Here is a 5,393-nt window from a genome sequence, read left to right as displayed (position 1 = left end):
CGCGCAACCGCAGCCGATGCACCCAACTCACCATGCACCCACACCACCCCCGCACCCCGATACGAAGCCTTCCCTGCGGTCTGAGGGTGGTTGTCAAGGCATCTTTCCCGCCTTGACAACCACCCTCAGACCGTCAGCACAATCAGCTTCGGGGTGCCCCACGCACGCCCGTGCGCAATGTCGCCGCCAGGCGACGAGCCGAAACCAAGAAACCTCAATCCTCAGCCCGACGCCTTCGCCGAGGACTCCCCTCCGTCTTCCCATTAGCCGCAAGCAATTCCGTAACCGACCGCCCAGAAGCGTGATGCCCAGCCGAGGCCGAATCCGCAGCCCGCCGCCCATGCGCGGACTCTTCCTCAGCACTCTCCTCACCAGGCGCTTCCCAAGCAGGAGGCTCCCCCTCAGGCCGCCGCCGACGCCCACCCGAAACCGGCGCCGAAGCAGCCTCAGCCTCCGGACGACGCCGCCTTCCCCCAGTCCCGCTGCCAGCCGTACTGCGAACCGACTCCGGCAACGTCGGATTGACCGCATCCGCCCCAGGCGCACCATGCCGCCCAGTAGGCGTGTCCTCAGCCAACGGCGACAAATCCGACCGAGAGAACTGCTCCAGCCGAGACGGCGCACGAGTCTGCGACTCAGCCGCAGTCTCCTTCTCCACCACCGGCTTCTCCTTCTTCGGAGCAGGCTCAGCATGCCGACGCGCAACAGGTGCAACCGGTTCAGCAGGCCGGGAAACAGCAGTCTGCTCAGCAGCTTCCGGACGCTCCTCAGCCCGCTGCGGAGCAGGCCGAGCCGCCAACCGAGGTGCCGACCGCTCTTCCTTGACCGGCGGCTCCGGCTTGCTCACCGGCGCGACAGTCCGAGTCGGCTGCGCCTCGGGAACCGGCCGACGAGCCGGCTCCAGCGCGTCATTCTGCGGCCGAGCGCCCCGCGGACCCGGACCGAACGAACCACGAGCCCGCTCAGCCTCCCGCGGCAACGGCTCAGTCACATTCCGCTGCCCACGCTCGACATTGTCCTCAAACGCTTCCGGAATGACATGCGAACCAGACTCGCCCGCCGAACGACGCTCGGCTTCATACGGCTCCGGCGCACGATCGCCACGCGGCTTCGGCGCGCCCCCACGAGGTCCGGCCTGCGACTCCGGAGCACCACCGCGAGCGGGCCGCTCAGCGTGCGGTTCCGGCGCACCATTACGCGGCTCACGCGCGGCGAAAGCATCCGCCACACTGGCGCGCCCCTCATGCGGCCCCGAGTCCGGACCACGGCCGCCACGGGGCACGAACGCCTCCGGCAAGCTGGCCCGGGGATCGCGCCCGCCGCGCGGGGCCGGGCTGTCGGCTTCGACGTCGTCCTCGAACGGCTCCGGCTCAGCAGGAGGTTCCGGACGCTTCGGCTTCAACCGCGGCATCTGCTGCGTACGCAACTGAGTCGACCGGTCGCCATTCGGGCCGTTTCCGTTCAATCCAGCGCTGCTCGAGCCATTCGCGCCGGAAGTCCCATTGGCGCCATTGGTCTTCACGGCCCCATTGGCGCCGCCGTTCACCGGCGCCCGGCGACGTTCCGCCGGCTTCGCGTCGAGCACCCGGTCCATGAATTCGGTCGGCCGCTCCGGAACATCGACCATCTGCTTCTTCGGAGCGAGCAGCTGAGCCGGTTTCTTGCCATTGCCGTTCTTGGTCTCGGAACCGGCCGAAACGAGCCGCTGCTCGTCGTTCAGCGAGCGCATCCGAGTCGCCTGCGCGGTCAGCGCGACGCGTTCGAGCAGCACCTCGCCGCCGAACAGCGATTGCAGACTTTCGCGCAGCGCAGCCACTTCGGCACGCAGCGCATCCAATTCTTCTCGCGACTGCGCCTGCGCCGCCTCGCGCGTTTCCGTCTCGAGTTCGAGTTCGTACTCCCGCCGGGCCGCGATCTCGCGTTCCAGCTCCAGTTCGTACACCGCCTGCGCCTCGGCGACCGCGTCCTCGCTGTGCGCCGCGTTCTTGCGGGCGCGAACAGCCAGGAAAGCACCGATCAGGGCTGCCCAGAGGGCCGCGACGATCCCGAGCCGGAGGTACCGGAGGTCGTCGCTGAGCACCAAAACCACGGTGGCGCCGACAGCGAGGAGCAATCCGACGACAAGCCACGGCCTGCCAGGGCGGCGGCCGTGCGAGTCGTCACCCACGCCAGTCATGCCTGACACCGTACCTTCCGGTGATCCGAATGAGACCTAGTCGGTACTTCGAGCGGCGCCAACGACGCGTTAACCGGTCGTCGTCCTACGGTCCTCCGGCGGCGTCCGGCAGCAGTGCTCGAGCCACAAACCGGCAGCTACGAGCAGCGCCGACGACACCGCCCCGACGACCGCCGACTTGCTGTCGGAGACCGCGGCGACGAGTTCGTCACGTCGCGGGAAAACATAGAGGAACGCGGCGATCCAGCCGCCGCCGAGAAACGCCCCGGCCAGCGAAGACGCCTTCGCCAGCGCGACCGCCCTGGCGATCCCGACCGCGTCGCCGTGCACCCGGCCGGACTTGATCCGCGACCGGATTGAGAGCGCCAGACCGGCCTCGGCGATCGCGAGCACCGCGAAGGTCACCCCGGCGAGCAAGGGCAGCTGCGGCAGATCGCCGTAAGCGGCCTCGAACAGCACGTAGACCACGGCGAGGCCGAGGACCGCGGCCACGACCAGGTCCCGGGACCGCGTGAAGTGCATGACTCCACCGTACCGAGCCCGTTCTGGCAGGCTTGACTCTCCAGCGACTGGAGACTCCACGATGCCTGACATGCCTGCCACCACGGTCTTCACGATCGGCGAACTCTCCCGGCGCACCGGGCTGCCGGTGAAGACCATCCGGTTCTACTCCGACGAGGGCCTGCTCCCGCCCACGCAGCGGACCGGCGCCGGCTACCGGCTTGTACGACGCGCACGCGCTCGCCCGGCTGGAGCTGGTGCGGACGCTGCGCGAGCTGGGCATCGGCCTGCCCGACGTGTCCCGCGCACTGGCGCGCGAGACGACGGTGCGCGACCTGGCGACGAGCCACGTCGACGCGCTCGACGAGCAGATCCGGCGGTTGCGGCTGCGCCGCGCGGTGTTGCGCGCGGTGCTGAAACGGGATTCCGAGCTGGAGGAAGTGAAACTGATGAATCGCATCGCCCGAATGCCGGACGAGGAACGCCGCCGTCTGGTGGACGAGTTCTGGGACGAAATGGTCGACGGGCTCGACGTCGACACCGAGTTCTACACGCGAATGCGGTCGGCGAAACCGGATCTTCCGGATGATCCGGCCCCGGAGCAGCTGGAGGCCTGGATCGAGTTCGCCGAACTCGTCCAGGACCCGGATTTCCGGCAGCTGATCCGGGACATGAGCACGCGGCACGCGCAGACCGTCGCCGCCGGCGACTACGAACAGCCGACGAAGGCGCAGCGGGAGCACTGGTTCACGTGGATCGCCGAAGCGCGCACGGCGCTCGACGCGGGCGCGACTCCGGACTCCGCGTCCGGCCGCGCGCTGGCCGAGCACGTCGCGACGGCGTCGGCCCGCCAGGACCAGGACCCTGCCGATCCGACGTTCCGCACCAAGCTGGTCGAAACCATCAGCGAAGGCGCGGACCCGCGTTCGGAGCGGTACTGGCAGCTGCTGGCGACCATCAACGGCTGGCCGCCCACCCCGAGCACGCAGGAGGAACTGCAGTTCTTGCTGGCCACGCTGCGGGTCTCGTGAGTGTTCAAGCCGGTTAGAACCGGCTTAGGCGCTCACGACAAGGTCAGGTCGGGCCGCAGGACGACGCCCGCCCGGTCGGCTTCCGGCAGCCGGGCGAGCAGGTCGGCGGCCCGGCCGTGCCCGGGGACCTCGGCGTCCGGGTCGATCTCTAGCCACGGGATCAGCACGCTCGCCCGGTCCGGGGTCCCGGGGTGCGGCAGGAGCAGCTCCGGGTCGTCGGACGTCACGTCCTGCACTGTCACTATGTCGACATCGAGCGTGCGCGGGCCCCAGCGCAGTTCGCGCACCCGGCCCGCCGCCTGTTCGGCCGCCTGCCCGGCGCGCAGCCACGCCCAGTGGTCGCGCGCCGGGTCGTCGACGATGCACAGCGCGTTCAGGAAATCGGGCTGGTCCTCGACGCCCCAGGCTTTCGTCTCGTACACGCCGGACACCGCGACGAGCGCCGGGCGCACCGCGTCGACCGCGCTCCGCAGATAGCCGAGCCGGTCGCCAAGATTGGAGCCCAGCGACAGGACCGCGCGGCTCACCGCTCCCGCCGAATGGTGACCGCGACGTCGTCGAAAGTCAGCGGAATCGGCGCGGCCGGCTTGTGCACGGTGACCTCGACGGCGGTCAGCCGGTCGTCGCGCATGACCTCGTCGGCGATCTTCCCGGCGACGCTCTCGATCAGGTCGTACGGCTCCCCGGCGACGATCCCCGCCGCCAGCTCGGCCAGCTCGCCGTAGTGCAGCGTCTTGGTCAGGTCGTCCGACGCCGCGGCAGGCCCGAGGTCGAGCCACGCGACGATGTCGATGCCGAATTCCTGCCCGTCGCGCTTCTCGTGGTCGAAGACCCCATGTCGGCCGAACACGCGCAGTCCGGTGAGCGTGATGCGGTCAGCCATCGGCCCGTCCTTGCTGCCAGGCCGCGGCCACCGCCACGGCGTCCAGTGAGGCCCCCACCTCGTGCACCCGCACGCCCCACGCACCAGCCGCGGCGGCGAGCGCCGAGATCGACGCGGTGGCGACCTCGCGACCGTCCGGCGGCCTCGGCACTCCGTCCTTTCCGGACAGCAGCCGACCGAGGAAACGTTTGCGCGAGGCACCCACCAAAACCGGGAAACCCAAGCCCAGCAACGAATCCAGCCCGTGCAGCAACGCCCAGTCGTGCTCGGCGTGCTTCGCGAACCCGAGGCCGGGGTCGAGCACGATCTCGCTCTCGGAAACCCCGGCCACGATCGCCTCGTCGACCCGCTCCAGCAGCTCGCCGCGCACCTCGGCGACGACGTCGGTGTACGTGGCCAACGCGTTCATGTCCTTGCTGTGCCCACGCCAATGCATCAACACCCACGGCGCCTTGGTCTCCGCCGCGACCCGTCCCATCGCCGGATCCGCGAGCCCGCCGGACACGTCGTTGATCACCTTCGCGCCAGCGGCCACCGCGGCTTCGGCGACCGCGGCCCGCGTGGTGTCGACCGACAGCACGACGCCTTCGGAAGCCAGCTGCCGGATCACCGGGAGAATGCGCGCGGCCTCGGTCTCCGCGTCGACCCGCGAGGCGCCCGGCCGCGTCGACTCGCCGCCGACGTCGATCAGGTCCGCGCCACGAGCCCACATCTCGCGCGCGTGCTCCAGCGCCTGGTCGAGATCGAGGTACCGGCCGCCGTCGGAGAAAGAATCCGGCGTCACGTTCAGCACGCCCATCAC

At 69.8% G+C, this 5,393-nt stretch carries 5 protein-coding genes and 1 pseudogene; 1 reads left to right on the top strand and 5 read right to left on the bottom strand.

Annotated features, from left to right (window positions below; genetic code table 11):
* Positions 1-214: 214 nt before the first annotated feature.
* Both D0D37_RS45690 and D0D37_RS45685 read right to left on the bottom strand, forming a co-directional pair.
* Positions 215-2,176 carry a DUF6779 domain-containing protein gene (locus D0D37_RS45690; protein WP_116206797.1) on the bottom strand — a complete coding sequence of 654 codons (1,962 nt, stop codon included), beginning with the start codon at positions 2,174-2,176 and terminating at the stop codon, positions 215-217.
* A gap of 69 nt (positions 2,177-2,245) precedes the next feature.
* Positions 2,246-2,698, bottom strand: coding sequence for a DUF3180 domain-containing protein (locus tag D0D37_RS45685; protein WP_116206796.1), 453 nt, complete (start codon positions 2,696-2,698; stop codon positions 2,246-2,248).
* A 70-nt stretch (positions 2,699-2,768) separates the two neighbouring features.
* On the opposite strand from D0D37_RS45685, the pseudogene D0D37_RS45680 reads away from it, so the two are divergent.
* Positions 2,769-3,708, top strand: a pseudogene (locus D0D37_RS45680) (helix-turn-helix domain-containing protein).
* Positions 3,709-3,740: 32 nt separating this feature from the next.
* Here the strand turns inward: D0D37_RS45680 and folK are convergent.
* From folK to folP, 3 genes are all read right to left on the bottom strand, one after another.
* The gene (folK, locus tag D0D37_RS45675; RefSeq protein ID WP_116206795.1) at positions 3,741-4,235 is read right to left on the bottom strand and encodes a 2-amino-4-hydroxy-6-hydroxymethyldihydropteridine diphosphokinase; all 495 of its coding nucleotides are present in this window, start codon (positions 4,233-4,235) and stop codon (positions 3,741-3,743) included.
* Entirely contained in the window at positions 4,232-4,591 is a 360-nt protein-coding gene (gene folB, locus D0D37_RS45670; protein ID WP_116206794.1) for a dihydroneopterin aldolase, read from the bottom strand. The genes folK and folB overlap by 4 nt, the downstream gene beginning before the upstream one ends.
* Positions 4,584-5,393 (bottom strand): dihydropteroate synthase (gene folP, locus D0D37_RS45665; RefSeq protein ID WP_244223915.1); only part of this gene is annotated, 810 nt, incomplete at its 5' end. The genes folB and folP, both read right to left, overlap by 8 nt.

This window comes from Amycolatopsis circi (assembly GCF_003385235.1).
GTDB lineage: Bacteria > Actinomycetota > Actinomycetes > Mycobacteriales > Pseudonocardiaceae > Amycolatopsis > Amycolatopsis circi.
The sequence above is the reverse complement of the archived record's forward strand: the minus strand, read 5'-3'. Positions and strand labels throughout refer to the sequence as shown.

Coding starts and splice junctions, on each gene's coding strand:
- D0D37_RS45690 (WP_116206797.1), bottom strand. CDS start 2,176: ATGACTGGCGTGGGTGACGACTCGCACGGCCGCCGCCCTGGCAGGCCG.
- D0D37_RS45685 (WP_116206796.1), bottom strand. CDS start 2,698: ATGCACTTCACGCGGTCCCGGGACCTGGTCGTGGCCGCGGTCCTCGGC.
- folB (WP_116206794.1), bottom strand. CDS start 4,591: ATGGCTGACCGCATCACGCTCACCGGACTGCGCGTGTTCGGCCGACAT.